We start from the raw sequence: 20,010 nt of genomic DNA, 5'->3' as shown, positions 1-20,010 counted from the left end.
GCGGGGTCGCGTGTCGATGGGGGACGAGCGGCGGTCGGGGCTCTCGTGCGTGCAAGCGGCGGTGATTCAGGCCATGTCGCCGCCGGCGCGGCGGCGCTTCGCCGATGCGCGTGGGAGTGCCCCGCGGCATGGTCAGGCGGCCGGGCCGACTTCGTAGTTGCCCTGCATGACCTGCACGGGAGCGTGCTGGCCGGCGGCGACGGCGCCGGCGCGGATGCGGCGCATCTCGGCAAGGTCGTCGGCGGACATCCACGTGCGGTCGTGGCCCCAGAAGCTGGAGCCGTGGACGAATTCGACGGGTTGCCAGGTCGCCGGGTCGATGCTGCGCCCGCCCCAGCCGCACTCGATCATGAAGCGCGAGGGCGTGTACAGGTAGTAGGAGGTCACGTAGTCGTTGGTGTGGCGTCCGAGCGTCACGCCGACGCGGCCCGGATCGGCCAGGGCGATGTCGTAGCCCTGGCCGACGTCGTCGAGGTTGCGCATTTCCAGCATGACGTGGTGGATGCCGGTCCTGCCCGATTCGACCATGGCCAGGCTGTGATGGCGCTCGTTGACGTGGAAGAAATACACCCGGTAGGGATCTCTTATGTAGTCGGTCAGGCGGAAGCCGAGCACGTCGACGTAGAACCACATCAGGTCGTCGATGCGCTTCACGTGCACCACCGCGTGGCCCATGCCGCTGGCGCCCGTGCGGAAGCCCGTGACGGGACGCCCGGGCACGAAGGGCGCGCTCGACGTTTCGGCGCCGTGGTAGGCCATCAGGGCGTTGCCGTTGGGGTCGGAGAACGCGATCGCGTCGGCGACGCGGCGATAGTCGCATTCGGCACGCGCGAGGCGGCTCACCGCGAATCCCGCGGTCTCGAGTCGTGCGCCCAGTTCGGAGAGTTCGTCCGCGCTGCCGGTTTCCCAACCGAACACGGCGTGCTCGGCGGCGGACTCGTCGCGCGTGACGAGGATCCGCTGTCGGCGCTCGTCCATGCGGAACGCAAGGCCGTGACGTGTTCGTTCGGCAAGCTGCAGGCCGAGGTACCTGGGGCCGAACTCGGCCCATTCGTCGATCCGGGAACTGCGGATCTCGATGTGTCCTAGGGAACGGATAGGCATGTCGAACTCCCCGTGGAAGGGATGACCGGTACCGGTCAGGAGCGGGCGGAAAGCAGCGTGTCGCGTTGCGGCAGCGTGGCGGCAGCGCCGCCTTCGCCGGCTGGCCAGCCGAGGGCGCATGCGAGCACGCGCGCGGCGGCGGTGTCGTCGGCGATGCGGTTCCCGCGCCAGGCCACGTGGTTGTCCGGGCGCACCAGGACCAGCCTGGCTGCGTAGACGGCAAGCAATTGCGGTTGATCCAGCTTCAGCAGGGTGAACGGCAACCCGCGCATGGTCGCAGCCCGCTGGAAGGCATCGGCGGCATCCGGATCGTCCCCCAGCACAAGCAGGGTGAACCAGTCGCCAAGCCGGTCGTAGAGCGCCGAGCCGTCGTCGAGAAAGACGCTGGGCAGGCGGGCGCCCGGCATGGCGGTAGGTACGTAGGTGAGGGTCTCGGCGGGAACGGATGCGCCGCTCTCGGGAAATACCAGCGGGGAGTCGGCATAGATGTAGCCGAGCTCGATGCCGAGGCTTTCGTTTTCCGCGTTGCCCAGGGTGCGGATCTGACCGCTGGCATATGCGCGAGCCGAGGCGCCTTCGGCGCCGGGCGCTTCCAGGGGGGCGTCGTAGAGCTTGCCGATCTGCACGCGGACCTGGTTATGGCGGCCGGCCATCTCGCAGTTGCGCAGGCCGACTGGCCGGCGTTCGGCCTCGTAGGATTCGATCAGGGCAGGCCCGCCGAATCCGTGCAGGATGGCGGCCAGTTTCCAGGCCACGTCGCACGCGTCGCCAATGCCCGTATTCATGCCGTAGCCCCCGGTGGGGATGTACTGATGGGCCGCGTCGCCTGCGATCAGCACGCGGCCTTTGACGTAGCGGTCGGCGACGACCAGATGCGGCGTCCACGGGTTGGCGACGAGTATCCGGTGTTCGATGTCCACGCCGACGAAACGGCGGACCAGGGCGGCCGGATCGGGGTCGCCGCCGCTGGCGGACTCGGGAAAGCGCGAGTGCAGGGTCCACGTATCCCTGTCGTTCTGGGCGATCAGGGTGCCGTGGTTGGACTGGTAATGCCAGGCGAAACCCCAGCGCTGCAGTACTTCTCGCGCGTCGGACTTGAAGTGGGTCATGAAGCGCTGCATGACGTTGGACTGCCCGCTCAGGGGAATGCCCAGGCAGCGGCGCACCTGGCTGCTGCCGCCGTCGCAGCCCACCAGGTAGGCGCAGCGCACGGTTTCGGTAGCGTCGTCGAGCTTGCGCCGCAGCGTGGCCGTGACGCCGTGCCCGTCCTGGGCCAGATCGACCAGTTGCACGCCGAACCGCACGTCTACCCCTGCCATGCGCTCGATGGCACGCTTGAGCACCGGCTCGATCTCGGTCTGCGAGACGCGCATCGGTGCCTCGCGCGGCTGGGTCCCGTCGTTGTTCCGCCGGATGCGTTCGCGGGCCTCGACCACGCTCGGATAGCGGAAGCGATGCAGTTCGTGGCCGGCAAAGGAGGTGATCCACGAGACGTCGAAAGGATGGTCCTCGGCCACGGCCACGGCGCGCAGTTCCTCGGCGATGCCCATGCGCCGGAACAGCTCCATGCTGCGGGCGTTGGTGATGTCCATCTTCGGGTGCCGCGTGGTGGTTTCGTTGCGTTCGACCAGCATGCACCGGATGCCGCGACGACCCAGTTCAAGCGCGAGGGTCATGCCGACGGGACCGCCGCCGGCGATGAGTACGGGGACATTCATTCTGCTTCCACCTTTCCCTAGATAGCGAGCTTTCAAAATACTAAAATATTACAGGTGCGAAGGCCGGCCCGGTGCCGACGCTTCGGTCGCGGTTCACGTCAGGCGTGCCGATAACCCCGGCATCGGCACCAGACTGCACCCGCCGTCGACCAGCAGGGCAGACCCGGTGATGTACAAGGTCTCGGGGGCGGCCAGGAACAGCACGGCAGCGGCGATCTCGGACGCCTGGCCGGGACGGGGCACCGGGAAGCCGGCGGCGATGGCCGCGGCCTGCTCGGCAGTGACATGCGACTGCATGCGGTCGGTTTCGATCATTCCCGGCTCCACCACGTTGACCAGGATGCCGAGTGGTGCCAATTCCACCGCCAGGCCGCGGGCGAAGTGGTTCAAGTACGCCTTGGTCGCGGCGTAGGCGGTCAGGCCGGGCATGAAGGTGCGGTTGGCGGCGGCGGAGGAGATGTAGATCAGCCGCCCCTTGTCCCGGGCCTTGGCGAGGTGCGGGGCGGCATCCCTGGCCACCCAGAACAGCGCGTGGACGTTGCTCCTGATCAGGTAGTCGTAGGCGTCCTCCTCCATGTCCCGCACGTGGCCAAGCGCCGCGTCGGCGGCGACGTTCACGACGATGTCCAGTCTGCCGTGTTGCGCAACGGCGTCCTCGAACATGCGCCTGACCGCGGCGCGGTCGGCAATATCGCCGGACACCAGGGACGCCGTGTAGCCCCTGGCGCGGAAATCGGCCACGGTTTGCCTGCCGAACACCTCGGTGCGCGCGGAGATCACCACACATGCACCTTCGGCGGCGAATGCCTCGGCGATGGCCCGCCCCATGCCGCGCCCGCCACCGATGATGAAAGCCACCTTGTCCTTGAAACGCTGGCCCATGCGTAGGTTCCTCGTTGCCGGATGGGATGCATCGCCCTGCCGCAGGCAGCCATGCACGTAACTAACTATATATCAGTTAATTGGGGTATGCTCGATCCGTCGCCGCATTCGACGCGACGCAAGGGCACCGTGGCAGACGTGCCGCCGCATCCCGCCGCGGGTCCGCCGGTCGCCGGAGATTCGAGAGGCCGCATGTCCACATTGCGCTATCCGCACCTGTTCAGCCCCATCCAATTGGGGGTGCTGAAGATTCCCAACCGGGTCGTCATGGCTCCCATGTCGACCCAGCTCGGTGGCAGCGACGGCAGGGTGACCGAGCGCCAGATCGCGTTCTACCGCGCGCGCGCCGAGGGCGGGGTGGGGTTGATCATCGTCGAGTTCTGCTGCGTGGACCGGGCGACGGGGCTGTCGGAGCACCGCCAGCTCAGCCTGGACACACCGGCACATCTGGAAGGGCACAGGCGGCTGGTCGAGGCGATCCGCGATGCCGGTGCCGTGGCCTGCCTGCAGCTGCAGCACGGCGGTGCCGGCGTCCCGCGCGCGCTGGTCGAGGGAGGCGTGGCGGTCGGACCCAGCGACGTGCGCTCCCGGCGCGATCCGAGCCGGTTGACGGCGCGCGCCTTGACCGGGGCGCAGATCGAGTACCTGATCGACTGCTTCGGCCGAACGGCGGCGCTGGGCGTGCAGGCCGGTTACCAGGCCTTCGAGCTGCATGGCGCGCATGGGTATCTGCTGACCCAGTTCCTGTCGCCGCTGACCAATCACCGGGACGACGACTGGGGGGGCGACGAGGAGCGGCGGCTGCGCTTGCCGCGGCGCGTCATCGCTTGCGTCAAGCACGCCATCGGGCAGCGTCCGCTCAGCTTTCGCCTGTCCGCGGACGAGTTCTCGCCGGACGGACTCGGCATCGAGGACATGGTGCGCATCGCGCCGAAACTGGTCGAGGCCGGGGTCGACGTGCTGCATGTCTCGATGGGCACGGGCTACACCGGGCTGGACAAGGTCATCGATCCGATGTCCGCGCCGGAAGGCTGGCGCCTGCCGTATGCGCGGCGCATCCGCCAGGCGGTGTCGGTGCCGGTGATCTCGGTCGGGCAGATCCGCTGGCCTGCCACGGCGGAAGCCGCGATCGCCCGCGGCGATGCCGACATGATCGCGCTCGGGCGGCCGTTGCTGGCCGATCCCGCCTGGGCGGGCAAGGCGCGCCGCGGTGATGACGACGACATCTGCCCGTGCACGTCGTGCAACTTCTGCGTGACCAGCCATGCGGGGCCGCATGGCGTGATCGGCTGCGCGGAGAATCCGCGCACCGGCAGGGAGCTCGACCCGCCGTTCGGTTCGGACGCTCGGTGCGAAGGCAGCGCGGTGGTCGTGGGCGGAGGCCCCGGCGGCATGGCCACGGCGCTGATGCTCGACCAGGCGGGCTATCGGACGAAACTGTACGAGGCGCGCGCGTCGCTCGGCGGCGGCTTGATCGCCTCGGCCGCGCCGCCGTTCAAGGACAAGCTCGACTGGTATCGGCAGTATCTCGAACGGCAACTCGCCCGCAGCGGGGTGGAGACGGCGACGAGCAGCCACGTCGATGCGGCAACGCTGATCCGGCTGCGTCCCGACATCGTGATACTGGCCGGCGGTGCCAGGGCGGTGAGGATGGAGATCGACGGCATCGATGGCGAGAATGTGCTAGATGCCTACGACGTGTTGATGGGCGATGCGCGCGGGCTGGCGTCGACAGGGGCCATGAGGATTGTCGTCTACGGCGGCGGCGAGACCGGTTGCGAAACCGCCGAATATCTCGCCGGACGCGGGCACGAGGTGGTGCTGGTGTCGCGCTCGCCGGCAGAACAGCTGGCCCGTTCCGCCGAGGCGATCTACCGGGGCGTCCTGCTGAAGCGTTTGTTCGCAAACGCACAGGTGCGCATCGTCGACCGCAGCGAGATCGTCGCCATCCGGGCAGGCTCGGTCACGCTGAAGGATGGCGACGGCGCGACGGCCGAGATTGCCTGCGACCGCGTGCTGATCGCCCAGGGGCGCCGTCCGGACGATGCGTTCGCGCAGGCGTTGAAGGCCGCGGGAATCCCGTTCGTGGCGATAGGCGACGCTCACCACGGCGGCCGCATCGGCGATGCCGTGCATTCGGGCTACGCGGCGGTAAGCGCCTTGCTGGAGGCGCAGCGGCGGCGCGCCGTGCCTGGCTAGGCGGGCGTCCGGCACCTGCATCGCCTCATGCGGGCACGGGCTCCGGCGGACGGTCGTGCGTCCTGACGCGCGCCACGCATTCCTGGGCCATGGTTGCAAGCAGCCGGCCGTGGCGGTCATGGATGTGGCCGGTGCTCAACCCCCGGCTCGAGCCCGCATACGGGCTCTCGCAGGTGAACAGCAGCCAGTCGTCGACCGTCGGCGGGCCGTGCAGCCACAGCGAGTGGTTCAGGCTGGCCATGTAGATGCGGTCGCGCGCGCCCGCGATGGGGATATGCGGGGCCACCACCGCAAAGCATGTCCACCAGTCGGACAGATAGGCGAGCGCGGCGGCGTGGATCCGCGGATCGTCGGAAAGGGGCCGGCGCAACCTGGCCCACCAGCGCATGCGTGGCGCAGCGCTTGGCTCGAACAGGTGCGCCTCGGCATCGAGCAGCCGGAAGTCCATGCAGGGCCGCTCGAACAGCACGTAGTTCATCCGGGCCAGCGGTTCGCGGTAGCGGATGTTCAGTTCGGCGACGGAAGGCAAGGATCCCGGCGCAGGGATGCTGCCGACGTCGAAGGCCAGCGAATGGTTCCAGCTGTCCGGCGCTGGCATCTGGAAGGCGACATCGGCCACCACGGTGGCACTGCCACCCTGCGCACCCACCACCTGGCGATGCGAGAACTGGCGACCGTCCGACAGGCAGCTCACCGCGTATTCGATCGGCGCTCCCACGTCGGTGCCCTTGAGGAAATGCAGCTGCAGCGAGATCGGAGCGCGTCCGTCGACGGTATGCGCGGCCGCCATCAGCGCCTGCCCGAGCAGCTGGCCGCCGAAGGCGTGACCGTGCCCGTTGAGGTTGCCCTCGTGCCGCAGGCTGCGGAAACGCAGCGGTGCCGTCGCCTCGAGCGCGAAGAGCGGTTCCAGTTCGGTGCTGCCCAGCCGGGTGTCTCGCGGATGCATGGCGTGTTTCCGGAAGCGGTGCGTGCCGGTCGAGCGGGGCTTGCCCGCGGCCGTCGTCCGGAGCATAACTGATCTATAGTCAGTTCATGGCATCTGCCGGCTCCGCGGTGCGGGCATGCCGCGAGCGGGTACCGGAAGGTCCGAAGCAGTGGAGAAATGGCATGGATCTCGGCTTGAGGGGAAAGCGCGCCCTGGTGACGGGCTCGACGGGCGGTATCGGCTGGGCCACGGCACACGGCCTCGCCGCCGAGGGGGCGGCCATCGTCATCAACGGCCGGACGCCCGAGCGCGTGGAGGCGGCCGTGGCGCGCATGCGCGAGTCGCTGCCCGATGCGATCGTGGACGGCATCGCGGCGGACCTTGGCACCGCCGCCGGGTGCGCTTGCCTGATCGAGCGGCTTCCGCAGGTGGATGTCCTCGTGAACAATCTCGGCATCATCGGCATGCAGCGTTTCGAGGATGTCGGCGACGAGGAGTGGCTGCACATGTTCGAGGTGAACGTGATGAGCGGCATCCGTCTCTCGCGCCATTACCTGGCGGGCATGCGCCAGCGCGATTGGGGGCGCGTGGTGTTCGTTTCCAGCGAATCGGGGTTGCAGGTACCCGCCGACATGCTGCATTACAGCGTTACCAAGACCGCGCAACTGACGGTGGCGCGCGGGCTTGCCGAGATGCTTGCCGGCACCGGCGTGACCGTGAACAGCGTGCTGCCGGGGCCAACGGTGTCCGAGGGCGTGGGCAGGTTCCTCTCGCGCATGGCCGCGAAGCAACAGCTGGACATCGAGCAGGTCAAGAAGGAATTTTTGGGCCGGATGGGCCCCACGTCGGTCATCCGGCGTTTCGCCAGCCCCGAGGAGATCGCGGCAATGATCGTCTACGTGTGCAGCGCGCGCGCTTCGGCTACCACGGGGGCGGCGCTGCGCGTGGACGGCGGCATGATCCGTGCAGTCATGTGAGCGGCCTGCAAGACGAACGGGACGCCCGGGCGCGAGAGCCCGCCCGGGCGTCGGTCGCAAGTGGGGCGGGCGGCCTGCAGACCGCTCAGAACTGGGCAGCGCGAGCCGTGTCCCGTTCGAAAGTGCGGGCCGAGAGCAGGTAGTGCGCCATCGCCCATAGCAGGGTGATGCCGATGACGGTGACCAGGGCGTAGCGCAGGGATTGCGGGCCACCATACCAGTCGCTGAGCACGCCGGTCAGGTAGGGCGCCGCGCCATAGCCGATCAAATTGACGATGACCTGGATGATCGCCAGCGTCACGCCACGCATGCGAGGCTTGACCAGGCTCACCGCGCTGCCGAAGGTCGGCGGGATGGTGGCGAATGCGCACACCGAAAGCCCGAACCAGCACGCAGCGGCCAGCGCGGTGTTGCCGATCAGCACGGCGCCCAGCGTGAGCGGAATCCCGAGAAGGCAGACGATGGCGGCGAACGTGATGCGCCGGCGCGCGATCTGCCGACCGAAGCGATCGCTGATCGCGCCGCCCAGCAGGGAGCCCAACGCGGCGAATATGCCGAAGTTGATCCCCGCCAGCTGACTGGCCTGCGCCAGCGAGAGACCATGGCTGCGCATGAAAAAGGCCACCAGCCACGCGCTGATCGCCGAGATCGCCATGACCGCCAGCGGCATGGCGACCAGCAGATGGAGCAGGGCCTTCTGGCCGGCGATGAAGCGCAGGGTTTCGCCGATGCTCGGCGTGATTTCGGGCAGCTTCGCGATGGCGTCCATGCGGCCCCGCGCGGGTTCCTTGACGGTCGCCAGCAGTAGCAGCGCGCAGATGGCACCGGGAATCCCGGCGATCAGAAAGGCGGCACGCCAGCCGTGGTGGGCGGCCACGTAGCTGCCGATGAAGGCGCTGGCCGCGCCGCCGAGGGCCATGCTGAGGAAGAAGGCTCCCATCGCGGTGGAGCGCAGCCTGGCCGGGAACAGGTCGGAGATGAGCGACATGCTGGTGGGCGAGCCACCCGCCTCGGCGGCGCCGACGCCCATGCGTGCCAGCAGCAGGGAAGCGAAGCTGGACGCGAGACCTGCCAGCGCCGTGAAGCCGCTCCAGACGAGTACGAGGCCCGACAGCAGCTTGCGGCGATCCACGCGGTCGACCAGAAAACCGAGCGGGATCCCAGCGAGGGCGAAGGTGAGCCCGTACACCAGGCCGGTCAGCATGCCGAGCTGTCCGTCGGTCAGCGAAAACTCCCTGCGGATGGGTTCGATCACGATCGATACCACCGTGCGATCGAGGTAATGGCAGGAGTTGATCAGGGTCAGTATCAGCAGGGCGTACCACGAAGCCCGCAGCCCCGCCCTCCGCTCCGGTAGGGCCGTGGCTTCGGCCGCGCTCGCAAGCTGGGTATTCATGGTGTTGCCCTCCGGATGACGGGTGCCGACGCGGTGCCGGCCATGAGCTAGTGCGCCTGCTTCATGGTTCTGTTCAGGAAAGCGAGGATGGATGCGTTGAACGCGTCGTTGTTGTCGCCGGCCACCATGTGCCCGGCGCCCTCGATGTCGGCGACTTCCAGGTGCGGGATGTGCCGCTGCAGCTGGGCTACGCTTTCCCGGCTGATGACGTTGCTCAGCCGGCCGCGCACCAGCAGCGTGGGAATGCGGATGCGCTCGGCGGCCGCGAGCATCTGGCGCGACAGCTCGCGCGTGGCGGCAATGGGGTCGGCGTCCATGAAGCGCGGGTCCCAGTGCCAGCGATAGCGGCCGTCGGCGGCCAGTCTCAGGTTCTTCCGCAGGCCGTCGGGGCTGGCCGGACGCGGCCGGGCGGGGTTGTAGCGGGTGACCGCCGCTGCGGCTTCCTCTAGCGATGCGAAGCCGTCGGCGTGGCTGCGCATGAACGCGACGATGCGCTCGATGCCTTCGATCTCCAGCCGAGGCGCGACGTCCACCAGCACCAGCGCCCGGGCCAGCTCCGGGTCGGCGCCCAGGCCGATCAACGACGTGACGCCGCCCATCGATGCGCCGACCAGCGCGGGCTTCTCGTCCAGCGTGGCGATCACCATGCGCAAGTCGCCGACCTGCGCCTGCACCGAGTAGTCGCCGTCGACCGCCCAGTCCGACTGGCCATGGCCGCGGGTGTCGAGCGAGATGACGTGATAGCCGTGGGCGACCAGTTCGTCGAAGGCATTGGCCCAGGCATGCCGGGTCTGGCCACCCCCATGCATCAGGATCACCGGCGGCGCGGCGGCGTCGCCGCCAACGTCGGCGGCAAGCCGGGTGCCATGCATGCCGATGAAGTACCGTGCGGCCATGGCCGGCTCAGCGCTTCTCGACCTTGATGCCGGATTTCTCCAGGTCCCAGGTCTTCGGCGTGACGCCCTCTTCGCGCAAGGTGTACTTGAGCACCCGACCCACCGGATTGCGCGGCAGCGCATCGCGGAACTCGATGTAGCGGGGCAGGGCGAAATAGGGCAGGCGGTCGCGGCACCAGTGGAACAGCTCCTCGTGCGTGAGCGTGTGGTTTTCGCGGATCACGATGGTGACTTTCAGCTCGTCCTCGCCCAGTTCGGACAGGACGGCGTGGGCGGCCACGTCCTCGATCGCAGCGTGCGCGCGGAAGGTGTTTTCCACCTCGAAACTGGAGATGTTCTCGCCGCGCCGGCGCAGGTAGTCCTTCTTGCGGTCGACGAAGTAGAAGTAGCCCTGCTCGTCGAACTTGCCGATGTCGCCGGTGTGGAACCACAGGTTGCGCATCACCTTCAGTGTGTCCTGCGCGCGCCGCCAGTAGCCCTCGAACATGACGTGCGGCCGCAGCGGGCGCACGACGATCTCGCCCGCGACGCCGGCGGGAACCTCGACGTCGTTGTCGTCGACGATGCGCACGTCGAAATCGTCGCAGCGCATGCCGGACGAATTGGGCGCCGCCGGCAGCTCGCGCGGCTGCATGGTGACCAGCGCGCATTCGGTGAGGCCGAAGCCGCTGATGACGGTGCGCTTGACGCCGAAGCGCTTCTTCCATGCCTCCTGCAGCGGCGCCGGGAACGGCGCGCCGATCACGGTCTCGATCTGCCCGTAACAGCGCTTCATCGCGTCGTTGTCCGGCGCCTGGAGGAGCAGCGGGAACATCGATGCCAGCAGCATCACCTCGTTGGCCCCGGTGCGTTCGATCTCAGGCCAGAAATTGGAGACGGAAAAGCGCGGGTAGAGCGCGACGCGGGCGCCCACCATCATGTTGGGAATCAGCGTCGCGCTGACCGCGTTGAAGTGGAACATCGGCAGCGGGGTCCAGGTGATCGTGCCGGGTCCGCGATACGTGGTCCGCAGCATCTGGCGGCCGAGATTGCAGGTGTAGTTGTGGCTGACCATGCAGCCTTTCGAGGGGCCGGTGGTGCCGCCGGTGTAGATCAGCATGGCCAGGTCGCCGGGTTCCACCGGGACGTGCGGGTCGCTGGCGTCCTCGCTGTAGAGCTGGTCCCAGGACAGGACGTTCCACTTTGTCGTCGGCAGCCTGGGCGGCGGCCCGCGATGGACCACCGTGGTGACCTCCGGGACGCCTTCGGCAACGGCCCCGAGGCGTTCGGCATAGTCGCTTTCCGCGATGACCACGGCGGCGCCGGCGTCGGCCACCTGATGGCGCAGGAATTCGCCCTTGTAGGCCGTATTGACCGGGACACTGATGGCGCCGAGCTTGGTGATGGCGAACATGATCAGGGCCGTGCCGGCATGGTTGTCCAGCAGCGTCACCACCGTCTGACCCTTGGTGACGCCCAGCGCGCGCAGGCCGTTGGCGAGCCGGCATGCATGGTCGTCGATGTCGGCGAAGCTGTAGATCGTGCCCATGTCGTCGAGGAACGGCTGGTTGCCGAACCGTTGCACGGCGCTGCGGAGCACGTCGTTCACGGTGCCTTGCTCGCCCGTGCTCCAGTCGGGGCGCGGCTGTGTGTCGGCGGCGACGAAGGGCTTGGCTTCTGCGGGCCGGGTGATCGTGTTCATCGAGGCTCCTCGGGGGTTCGTTCGCATCGAAACAGGGGTGTCGTCGCATCGCGCCGCCGCTGCACGAAAAAAACTGACATAGCAACAGCTATTGCGCAAGGTGGGCCGCAACATGGGGCGCGCGCGCCACGGACGCGGGCAGGCGTCGACGCCCGGTGGGGTCGGTGCGGTGCGGGGCCGGCGACCCTGTCATAGCCGGACGAACAGGCCTGCGGCCGCAATCGGACCGCCGCCCATCGACACGGCGGCAACGGCGGGCGAGCCCGGTACCTGGCGCGCGCCACCCTCGCCGCGCAACTGGACGACCGCTTCGATCACGTGCCCCATGCCGTGCAGACGGCCCGCCGACAGCTGTCCGCCACCGGTGGCCAAAGGCAGCTCGCCGTCGAGCGCGATGCGCCGGCCGTCCTCGACGAACGAGGCCGCTTCGCCGCGGCCGCAGAATCCCAGGGCTTCGAGCCAGAGCAGGCTGAGGAAACTGAAGCCGTCGTAGAGTTCGGCAACGTCGACGTCGGCGGGTTTCAGGTCGGTGCGCTGCCACAGCCGGCGGCCCGCGTCCTCGCCCGCGAAGCGGGTGAGGTCGGCCTGCTGGTCCCACGTATCGCGTCCATGGAGCGGCCCGCAGATGGCTTCGATGCCGATGGGCCTGGCCCTGAGGTCGCGGGCGGTGTCCCGGTGCGAAACGATCACCGCGGCGGACCCGTCGACCGGCACGTCGCAGTCGTACAGGCACAACGGAGTGGAGATCATCCGCGAGGCCATGTACTGCTCCAGCGAGAGCGGATCGCGGTAGACGGCCAGCGGGTTGAGCGCCGCGTTGCGGCGCGCGTTGATGGCGATCTGCGCCAGCTGCTCGCGGCGCGCGCCGAATTCGTGGAAGTAGCGCGAGGCGATCAGGCCCGTCCAGTTCGCCGCCGAGAAGGCGCCGAACGGCGATTGCCACACGCCGAAGCCGGCGACGCGCTGCGTACCCGCCCCCACCAGACTCGACCGCGTGCCCTGTGCCGCCGCGGAGGATTCGGTAACGGTGCGGTAGCAAAGCACGTGGCGCGCCTGCCCGGTGGCGACCGCCATGCAGGCGTTGATCAACGCGGCCATCTGCGGGGCTTCCGAGCCGGCGCTGTACCAGTTCAGCTTCAGGCGCAGCGCTTCCTTCAGGTCCATCAGCGCAACGGAGGAATAGCCGACCGGCTCGGCCTTGTAGCCGGGCCAGCTCGCGATGCCGTCGATGTCGGACAGCTCGAGCCCGGCGTCGGCCACGGCGGCGCGTGTGGCATCGATCGTCAGCGCGAGCGCGCTGCGCTCCAGCCGGCGGCCGGTTCGCGACTGGCCGATGCCCGAGATGATCGCTCGTCGTTCCAGGATGTCCATGGCCGTCACGTGCCGGAGGATGCGGAAAACCGGTCGCCGGGCCTGCCGTCGACGACGGTCCGGCCGCAGGGCGGGCGCAGGGTCAGACGGCGAACATCTTCATCACTTCGCCCGAGGTCACCGGATGGCCATCGTTCTTCGAAGGGTTCATGCCGCCCAGTCCGCCGCGCGGCTGCGTGTCGACGTGCGTGGCCTGCGCGCGCAGCGCGCCGACCGTGCAGTTCTCGCGTCCGCCCAGGGCGCTGAACGGATCGAACGAGAACTCGCGCATGGTGTTGAGGTGGGTGATCTTGTCGATGGTCTCCTTCGGCAGATGCTTGATCGACTTCCAAAGGTCTTCCGGACAATACGGCCATACGGTGTCCGAGTGCGGATAATCGCACTCCCACGTGACCATGTCGGTGTTGAGGAAGTCCAGGCTCTTCAGCCCGAAGATGTCGTCGATGAAGCAGGTGATGAAGTTGCGGAAGAAGATGTCGCTCGGCTTGAGCCCGCCGAAGTTGGAGTGGGTCCAGGCACGATGGTGGTTGAAGGTGAAGTCGGCACGCTCGAGCAGGTAGGGAATCCAGCCGATGCCGCCTTCGGACAGCGCGATCTTCAGCTCCGGGAACTTGACGAACACCGGCGAGAACATCCAGTCGGCGGCCGCGTTGGCGATCGACATCGGCATCGTCGTGATCCACGAGTCGATCGGCGATTCGGGCGAAATGTACGGTGCGCTCATGCCGGAACCGATGTGCGTGCTTATCACCATCTTGTTGTCCGACATGACCTTCCAGAGCGGGTCCCAGTAGTCGGTATGGATGCTCGGAAGCCCCTTCTTGGCGGGCACGTCGGGGAAGGTCACCGTGTGAACGCCGAGCCTGGCGACGCGGCGGGCCTCTTCCACGCAGGCGTTGATGTCCCACAGCGGAAGGATGGCGAGCGGAATGATGCGGCCGGGCGCGGCGCCGGCCCATTCGTGGATGTGCCAGTCGTTGTACGCCGACACGATGGCCTTGGCAGCCTCCTTGTCCTTGGAGTTCACGAACAGCGTGCCGGCGAACTGCGGGAAGGTTGGAAAGCAGATCGCGCTGCAGACGCCGTTGACGTTCATGTCGTCGATGCGCGCCTTGATGTCATACGTGCCCGCCCGAAGCTGGTTGTACGCCGTGGGCTCGACGCCGTACTCCTCGCGCGGGCGACCCACCACGGCGTTCAGCGCTATGTTCGGCAAAACCATCCCCTCGTAGGTCCAGGAGTCCTGGCCGCCGCGCATCGAATGCATCTTCGGGGCCTTGTCGCGATACTTCGCGGGGAGATGCCTGTCGAAGAGATCGGGCGGCTCGATGACGTGATCGTCCACGCTCAACAGGATCAGGTCGTTCATTTCCATCAGGAATCCTCCTCGACTGGGCGATTGTGCGGACGCGTGGACGGCGTGCGGCGTCAAAAACTGACGGTTTGTATTTTTCGGACTCTAGACAGCGCCGGCGAGCGGCGTCAAGTGACGGTGCAGCATGAATCGCCGCGGGCATGGGTCGAAGCTGACGACGGGACAGCTGGCCAGGGTGCCGTGGCGCCGGCCCCGGGCGGATTGGCCGCACCGGGAGGATTTTCCCAGTCAAACCGCGGTCCCGCGTGATCGCTACGCGAGGCTTCGCGCTGGTCCATGCATTGGCCCGGCGGGGCGCGGCCTGGACTTTCGCGCGGAGCGCCAGCACGCCTCGCAAGCCTGCGCACGGGCGCGTTCGTGGCGTGCGCTTGTCGTGGCGAGGATTCATAACTATAAGATAGTCACTTATTTTTCGAGCGGGCGCGTGCGACCATGGTCGCATGGAGCGAACCGGCACGGAGGCCGCTTGCCGCGGCGAACGGCGCGGGCTCGCCCGCACTTTTTCCCTCTTCAGGCGAACCATGATGACCAGCGCCCCGTTCGCGACAGACGTGCCATCGGCACGGACCGACGCATCCGTTCCCGAGTGGTTCTCCCGCGCCGTCGGGCGCGCCGGCCATTCGAGTTTCGTCGAAATCGACGGCGCGCCCGTGCACTACCTCTCCTGGGGGCTGGATGGGCCTGGCGACAGGCCGGCCATCGTCTTCGTGCACGGCTACCGCGCGCACGCGCGCTGGTGGGACTTCATCGCCCCGTTCTTCGCCGACGACTACCGCGTGGTGGCGCTGGACCTTTCGGGCATGGGCGACAGCGGGCACCGCGATCACTACGACGGCATGACGTTCGTTCGGGACATCCTCGGCGTGATCCGGCATGCGGGCCTGGGAGCGTCGACCATCGTCGGCCACAGCTTCGGGGGCGCGCGCGTGCTGCGGGCCTGCGTGGAGGCGCCGGAGCTGGCCAGCAGGTTGATCGTCATCGACAGCTACGTGCGTTTCGGTGATGCGCCCGTGCCCGGCGGGGCGCCGCCGCGGCGGCACGCGCCGCCCTATCCGGATCTTGCAAGCGCCCTGCAGCGGTTCCGGCTGATGCCGGCTCAACCCGTGGTGCTGCCCTACGTGGAAGACTACGTAGCCCGCCAGTCGCTGCGCCAGGTGGACGGTGGCTGGCAGTGGAAATTCGATCGTGGCCTGCCGGCTATCGTGCTGGTGCCGGACGAGTACAAGCTGCTTTCGCGGATCGAGGTACCGGTCGACTTCGTCTATGGCGAAGGAAGCTGCGTGGTGGACGATGCGCTGGCACGGCGCGTGCTGGCCTCGTTCCGGCGCGGGCGCGGGCCGGTGGTGATTCCCGACGGCTACCATCACGTCATGCTTTCGCAACCGCTCGCGCTGGTCGCGGCATTGAGGTCGCTGCTGGCCTGAGGGCTGATGGTGGCAGCCGCACCGGTGCGCGCTGCGCGCCGCCTCAGTCGTGGTAGAGCGCCCAGCCGCCCGACGCCAGGCGCGTCCAGCCGCTGGAGGCGAGGGTGCCGGCATCGACCGGCAGGGTGACTCCGGTCAGGTAGGAGGCCATTCTCGAGGCGAGAAACACGGCCACGCTGCCTATTTCCTCCACCTTGCCGAGCCGCCCGAGCGGGATGTAGCGATCGCGGGCGGCGGCCTCGCCGGGCGTCGCGGCATCGTAGTAGGGCTGCAGGCCGGGCGTGACGAGCATGTCGGGCGCCAGCGCGAAGACCCGTATGGCGTGCTCGCTCAGTTCCAGCGCCATCGTGCGGGTAAAGCTGATCATGCCCGCCTTGCAGGCGGCGTACACGGCATAGCCCGGCGCGGCGCGGAGTCCTTCGCTGCTGGCGATGTTGATGATCGTGCCACCGCGGCCGCCGGCGATCATGGCCCTGGCGGACGCCTGCGTGGCAGCCAGCATGCTGACCAGATTGAGGTCGATGTGACGCTTCCAGCTCCGTTCGCTCTGCTCGAGGAAGTCGGTCTGGCGGCTGCCGCCGACATTGTTGACGAGGATGTCGAGCCGGCCGAAATGCCCCGCGGCCTGCTCGACCATGGAACGGATCTGGCCGGTGTCCGCGCAGTCCGTCGGCACCAGCAGCGCGCGCCGTCCCAATGCCTGGATGGCCGCGACCACCTGCCGTCCCTTTTCCGTGTCGACGTCGGCGATGGCCACGTCGGCACCGAAGCGCGCCAGCGTCAGCGCGATGCCCTCGCCGATGCCGTTTGCGCCGCCGGTGACGATGGCGACCTGGTCGGTCACCAGGATGTCGGAAGGATTCATGGTGCGCTCGGGGGTGGAAGACGATGCGTGAGTACGCGGCTCAGGCGCGCTTGAGTACGGAAACCACGCCCGCGCCGCCCAGGCCGACATTGTGCTGCAGGCCGATCCGCGCGTCGGGCACCTGGCGCGCGCCCGCATCGCCACGCAGATGCCACGTCAATTCGGCGATCTGCGCCGGCCCGGTGGCGCCCAGCGGATGGCCCTTGGAAAGCAGGCCGCCCGATGGATTGGTGACTATCCTGCCGCCGTAAGTGTTGTCGCCATCGGCGATGAACCTCGCCGATTCCCCTTCCGGGCACAGGCCGAGCGCCTCGTAGGCAATGATCTCGTTCGAAGAGAAACAGTCGTGCAGCTCGACCAGGTCGGCATCGTCGGGGCCGATGCCGGCCTCCTCGTAGGCCTGCCTGGAGGCCGTGCGCGCGACGCCGGCCCCCACCACGTTGGCAACGCTGCCGGACTCGAAGCTGTCATTGCCGTCGGTGACCAGGCTCATGCCGGCGATCTCGACGAGCCGGGTCAGCCCATGCCTGCGCGCGTACGCTTCGGAGACGAGGACGGTCGCCGCCGCGCCGCAGGTCGGCGGGCAGCACATCAGTTTCGTCAGCGGGCCGAAGATGGGCGTCGACTGCAGTACCTGGTCGACCGTCAGCGGTTCGGTGAACAACGCGTAGGGATTGCGCGCCGCGTGGCTGCGCGCCTTCACCGAGACCTTGGCGAAAAGCTCGTTGGTGCCGCCGTACTTCTCGAGGTATTCGGCGCCGGCGCTGCCGAAATACTGCGGCGCCTGCGGGGCATTGTCGTCCCAGCCGCGGATCGCCTCGACGGCGGCATCCAGGCGCCAGGTGATCGGCGTGCGGTCGGTGTCGACCGAGAGCGCCCCCGCCGCCATCTGCTCGAAGCCGACGGCCAGCGCCACGTCGACCTGCCCGCCAAGTATGGCCTGCCGGGCGAGGTAGATCGCGCTCGATCCGGAGGCGCACGCATTGTTGACGTTGAAGATCGGAATGCGCGTCATGCCGACCGAGTAGAGCGCGGTCTGGCCCGAACAGGTGTTGCCGTAGACGTAGCCGGCGTATGCCTGCTGCACTTCGCCGTACGCCACGCCCGCGTCGGCCAGCGCCAAGGCAGCCGCCCTGGCGCCCATGACGTCGTACATTTCGCTCTTGCCCGGCTTGGAAAACTTCACCATGGCCACGCCGGCGATCAATGCCTTGCCGCTCATGTGCTGCCTCCGTCGGCTGCTGGGAGGTGAGGTGTCACTTGCCGAAGTCGGCGATGGTCAACGCCGGTTCCGGCCGGAAGATGCGATCCTCGTGCTGCGCCAGCGATCGCGCATCGAGCGCGGCGTTGCGGCCACGGCCCGGAATGCCCTCGGCAGCGACCAGTTTCAGTTCCCTGATGCGCTGGCCCGAGGCGAACAGGCAGTGGCCGGTGCGCGTGCCGGACAATTCGCTGACCATGTACAGCACGACGGGGGCCACGTGCTCGGGCGCCAGTTCGGCCTTCGCTTCGTCGGGCAGCAGCGCCGCCGTCAGGACCGAAAGCGCCGCCGGCGCCAGCGTCCACACGCGAATGCCGTACTTGCGGCCTTCCTCGGTCAGCACATTGGAGAAACCCCACACGCCGCCCTTCGACGCGCCGTAGTTGGTCTGCCCGAAGTTGCCCGCCAGCGCCGAAACCGACGAGGTGTTGACGATCACGCCGCCGTGGCCGTTCTCCTTCATCCACGAGAACACCGGCCGGGTAACGGCGTACATGCTCTTGAGATTGACCTTGACGACCAGGTCCCAGTCCGCTTCCTCGAGCTTGAGCAGGGACTTGTCGCGCAGGATGCCGGCATTGTTGATCAGGATGTCGACGCGACCGAATGCCTCGAGCGCGGTCTGCAGCAGCGATTGTCCGCCATCCACCGTGGAGACGTCCCCGACGTGCGGCGCGGCCTTGCCGCCGTCCGAGCGGATGGACTCGGCCACGTACCCGGCGGCCGGACTGCCGTCTTCCCGTTTGCCTATGTCGTTGACGACGACCGCCGCGCCTTCCCGGGCGAGCAGCCTGGCATAGGCTTCGCCCAGGCCACGCCCGGCCCCGGTGATGATGGCGACTTTCCCTTCGAGCAGGCCCATTGCAATCTCCGGCTGGCGGATAGTCCAGGTTGAAGCGGGAGCGCGTGTCGCCCGCGCATGCGCGTGGCGGCGTAGCCGACGGCAACTTTCCCGCCGGCGCCGGACGCAAAACTAACTGCTTGACAGTTTTTCGTCAACGACTATCTTTGGCCTAGTCGCCGGCGCGTTGCCAGCGGCGCGATCCCCGAGGAGAATCCCCAGCCGTGCCGCTCGATTACGAGAAGATCAAGCGCTGGCCGATCCCGCCCGCGGAGCAGGCGTACGGCGTGCGCGAAACCATTCTTTATGCGCTGGGCGTCGGCGTGGCGACCTCCAACCCGGTGGCAGAGGACGATCTCAAGTACGTCTACGAGGACGGCCTGCGGGCGTTGCCGACCCAGCATGCCGTGCTGGCTCCCGGCGCGTTCTGGATGGGCGACCCCGGCACGGGCATCGTGGTCGAGAAAATCCTTCACGGCGAACAGTTCCTCACGGTGCACAAGCCGTTGCCGCCGCAGGGCAGGGTGATCGGACGCACCACGGTCGAGGAAATCTACGACAAGGGGGCCGGCAAGGGCGCGGTGATGTACCTGTCGCGCAGGATCCACGATGCCGCCACCGATGAACTGCTGGCCACGGTCGGATTCTCGATCTTCCTCCGCGGCAACGGGGGCTTCGGCGGCAGCGCGGCGGGTGCGCCGGTGCCGCATGCGGTACCGGCGCAGAGGCCGCCGGACGCCTCCCTCGATCTGGTCACGCGGCCCGAGCAGGCGGTGATCTATCGCCTGTCCGGCGACTGGAACCCGCTGCACGTCGATCCGAGGGTTGCCGCGCTCGGCGGCTTCGACAAGCCCATCCTGCACGGGATGTGCAGCTACGGTGTCGCCGGCCGCGCGGTGCTGAAGCTGCTCTGCGGCAACGAACCGGCGCGCTTGCGCCGGCTGGACGTGCGGTTCGCGACGCCGGTCTATCCCGGCGAGACCTTGCGCACCGAGATCTGGCGCGAAGGCGCGGGACGTGCGGCGTTCCAGGTCCGCGTCGTCGAGCGCGACGTGGTCGCGCTGACCAACGGCTACGCCGAGTGGCTGGACTAGG

At 68.1% G+C, this 20,010-nt stretch carries 16 protein-coding genes; 4 read left to right on the top strand and 12 right to left on the bottom strand.

From position 1 onward, the window contains the following. Positions 1–132: 132 nt before the first annotated feature. The 3 genes from C7456_RS04185 to C7456_RS04175 form a co-directional block, all read right to left on the bottom strand. A complete protein-coding gene (locus tag C7456_RS04185; RefSeq protein WP_109722522.1) occupies positions 133–1,104 on the bottom strand; it encodes a VOC family protein in 972 nt (323 codons plus the stop codon). Positions 1,105–1,139: 35 nt separating this feature from the next. After that, positions 1,140–2,822, bottom strand: coding sequence for an FAD-dependent monooxygenase (locus C7456_RS04180; RefSeq protein WP_109722521.1), 1,683 nt, complete (start codon positions 2,820–2,822; stop codon positions 1,140–1,142). A gap of 93 nt (positions 2,823–2,915) precedes the next feature. Further along, complete coding sequence (locus tag C7456_RS04175) at positions 2,916–3,704, bottom strand: SDR family NAD(P)-dependent oxidoreductase (protein ID WP_109722520.1); 789 nt, start codon at positions 3,702–3,704, stop codon at positions 2,916–2,918. 87 nt (positions 3,705–3,791) lie between these two features. Between C7456_RS04175 and C7456_RS04170 the strand changes: the two genes are divergently transcribed. Beyond that, positions 3,792–5,903 carry an oxidoreductase gene (locus C7456_RS04170; RefSeq protein WP_211306239.1) on the top strand — a complete coding sequence of 704 codons (2,112 nt, stop codon included), beginning with the start codon at positions 3,792–3,794 and terminating at the stop codon, positions 5,901–5,903. Positions 5,904–5,928: 25 nt separating this feature from the next. Here the strand turns inward: C7456_RS04170 and C7456_RS04165 are convergent, their stop codons facing one another. Further along, positions 5,929–6,849, bottom strand: coding sequence for an acyl-CoA thioesterase (locus C7456_RS04165; protein ID WP_170120170.1), 921 nt, complete (start codon positions 6,847–6,849; stop codon positions 5,929–5,931). Between the two features lie 161 nt (positions 6,850–7,010). Here C7456_RS04165 and C7456_RS04160 point away from each other — a divergent pair, with 161 nt between their 5' ends. Beyond that, positions 7,011–7,805 (top strand): SDR family NAD(P)-dependent oxidoreductase, encoded by a 795-nt coding sequence (locus C7456_RS04160; protein WP_109722517.1) that lies wholly within the window; start codon positions 7,011–7,013, stop codon positions 7,803–7,805. Between the two features lie 85 nt (positions 7,806–7,890). On the opposite strand, the gene C7456_RS04155 is transcribed toward C7456_RS04160, so the two are convergent. From C7456_RS04155 to C7456_RS04135, 5 genes are all read right to left on the bottom strand, one after another. Continuing rightward, a complete protein-coding gene (locus C7456_RS04155; protein WP_109722516.1) occupies positions 7,891–9,201 on the bottom strand; it encodes a spinster family MFS transporter in 1,311 nt (436 codons plus the stop codon). A gap of 47 nt (positions 9,202–9,248) precedes the next feature. Next, a complete protein-coding gene (locus C7456_RS04150) occupies positions 9,249–10,097 on the bottom strand; it encodes an alpha/beta fold hydrolase (RefSeq protein ID WP_109722515.1) in 849 nt (282 codons plus the stop codon). Positions 10,098–10,104: 7 nt separating this feature from the next. Continuing rightward, entirely contained in the window at positions 10,105–11,778 is a 1,674-nt protein-coding gene (locus tag C7456_RS04145) for an AMP-binding protein (RefSeq protein WP_109722514.1), read from the bottom strand. A 189-nt stretch (positions 11,779–11,967) separates the two neighbouring features. After that, the gene (locus C7456_RS04140; protein ID WP_109722513.1) at positions 11,968–13,149 is read right to left on the bottom strand and encodes a thiolase family protein; all 1,182 of its coding nucleotides are present in this window, start codon (positions 13,147–13,149) and stop codon (positions 11,968–11,970) included. A gap of 82 nt (positions 13,150–13,231) precedes the next feature. After that, positions 13,232–14,518, bottom strand: coding sequence for an amidohydrolase family protein (locus C7456_RS04135; RefSeq protein ID WP_211306238.1), 1,287 nt, complete (start codon positions 14,516–14,518; stop codon positions 13,232–13,234). A gap of 446 nt (positions 14,519–14,964) precedes the next feature. Between C7456_RS04135 and C7456_RS04130 the strand changes: the two genes are divergently transcribed. Continuing rightward, positions 14,965–15,948, top strand: a complete 984-nt coding sequence (locus C7456_RS04130) for an alpha/beta fold hydrolase (protein WP_211306237.1) — start codon at positions 14,965–14,967, stop codon at positions 15,946–15,948. Positions 15,949–15,991: 43 nt separating this feature from the next. Here the strand turns inward: C7456_RS04130 and C7456_RS04125 are convergent, their stop codons facing one another. From C7456_RS04125 to C7456_RS04115, 3 genes are read right to left on the bottom strand one after another with little or no spacing between them, the layout of a single operon-like run. After that, positions 15,992–16,813, bottom strand: a complete 822-nt coding sequence (locus tag C7456_RS04125; RefSeq protein WP_109722511.1) for an SDR family NAD(P)-dependent oxidoreductase — start codon at positions 16,811–16,813, stop codon at positions 15,992–15,994. A 40-nt stretch (positions 16,814–16,853) separates the two neighbouring features. Then, positions 16,854–18,035, bottom strand: coding sequence for a thiolase C-terminal domain-containing protein (locus C7456_RS04120; RefSeq protein ID WP_109722510.1), 1,182 nt, complete (start codon positions 18,033–18,035; stop codon positions 16,854–16,856). A 34-nt stretch (positions 18,036–18,069) separates the two neighbouring features. Then, positions 18,070–18,936 (bottom strand): SDR family NAD(P)-dependent oxidoreductase, encoded by an 867-nt coding sequence (locus C7456_RS04115; protein ID WP_109722509.1) that lies wholly within the window; start codon positions 18,934–18,936, stop codon positions 18,070–18,072. Positions 18,937–19,139: 203 nt separating this feature from the next. Between C7456_RS04115 and C7456_RS04110 the strand changes: the two genes are divergently transcribed. After that, positions 19,140–20,009 carry a MaoC/PaaZ C-terminal domain-containing protein gene (locus tag C7456_RS04110; RefSeq protein WP_109722508.1) on the top strand — a complete coding sequence of 290 codons (870 nt, stop codon included), beginning with the start codon at positions 19,140–19,142 and terminating at the stop codon, positions 20,007–20,009. Position 20,010 lies beyond the last annotated feature (1 nt).

Origin of the sequence: Fulvimonas soli (assembly GCF_003148905.1) — a bacterium.
Lineage (GTDB): Bacteria > Pseudomonadota > Gammaproteobacteria > Xanthomonadales > Rhodanobacteraceae > Fulvimonas > Fulvimonas soli.
Note: the sequence above shows the minus strand (reverse complement) of the source record. Positions and strands in the feature narration are given on the sequence as shown.